A 1,172-nucleotide genomic window follows, 5' to 3' on the forward strand; every position below is an offset into this window, starting at 1 on the left:
GAACAGCAGAGCATCCCCACCTTCGGCCGGGTTGAAGATGTGCGTGCCAACCAGCCGGTCAAGGATCAGGAAAGTCGAGGTGATCATCACCGCCGGCATCGCGAAGACGACGACGAAGGAAGTGACCAGCATCGCCCAGACATAGAGCGGGATCTTGTCCAGCGACATGCCGGGGGCTCGCTGCTTGAAGACCGTGACGATGGTCGCCACCGCGACGGCCAGTGACGACACTTCGGTATAGGTGATCATCTGCGCCCAGACGTCAGCCCGCTTGCCCGGTGCGAATTCGGGGCCGGACAGCGGTACGTAGGCGAACCAGCCCACATCAGGGGCCATGTTGAGGGCGAAGGACACCCAGGCGAAAACGCCGCCCGAGACGTAGACCCAGTAGCTGAACGCGTTCAGGCGCGGAAACGCGATGTTGCGGGTGCCGACCATCAGCGGCACCAGGTAGATCCCGGTCGCCTGCACGATGGGCACGGCGAACAGAAACATCATCGTAACGCCATGCATGGTGAACAGCTGATTGTAGAGGTCGGGCCCGATCAGCCCGCGTTGCGGTCCAGAAAGCTGGATGCGCATGACGACAGCGTTGAGGCCGCCAAGACCAAGGAACACGAAAGCGGTGATCAAATAGCGTCGTGCGATCACCTTGTGATCGACGCTCGACAAGGCTCCGACGATGCCGGATGGCGTCCGCCAGGTGCGCTCGAGCCAGCGATGCAGGCCGGCATCATCCATGCCGGTGTCGCGCGGTCCGTCATGCTCGGGCGCGATGTCGCCTTTTGCAGATACCTTGCGCTCCGGCGGCAGGTCGCGTTGGCTTGTGAGATCCGCGCTGCTCATTTCAGACCCTCGAGATAGGCGACCACGGCATTGAGCTCATCGCCGCTGAGCTCCACCACCGGCATGTGGGAGCCGGGCTTGATGCCTTGCGGGTCGGCTATCCAGGCGGCGAGATTGCCGCGGCTCATCGTCAAGGTCCCGGCAGCGAGCGTCTGCCGGCTGGCTATGTGGGTGAGATCGGGAGCCACCGTTCCGCCGGCCGGCGTCCCCCCGATCCTGTGACACATCACGCAGGGGCGTTTGAGGAACAGGTCCGCACCGACCTTGGCTTCGCCGCTCGCCGGCGCGCCGGCCGGCTGCAACTGGTCGTTCAGCCAGGCATCGAA

Annotated in this window: 2 protein-coding genes; both read right to left on the reverse strand. The window is 64.1% G+C overall.

The window, feature by feature from the left end; genetic code table 11:
- Window positions 1–846: cbb3-type cytochrome c oxidase subunit I (locus EN991_RS37015; protein ID WP_206519340.1), on the reverse strand; the 846-nt coding region annotated here is incomplete at its 3' end.
- Window positions 843–1,172, reverse strand: a 330-nt coding sequence (locus EN991_RS37020; RefSeq protein WP_164769699.1) for a cytochrome c, incomplete at its 5' end; no start/stop codon positions are given. The genes EN991_RS37015 and EN991_RS37020, both read right to left, overlap by 4 nt.

Source organism: Mesorhizobium sp. M7A.F.Ca.US.005.03.2.1, assembly GCF_003997795.1.
Lineage (GTDB): Bacteria > Pseudomonadota > Alphaproteobacteria > Rhizobiales > Rhizobiaceae > Mesorhizobium > Mesorhizobium ciceri.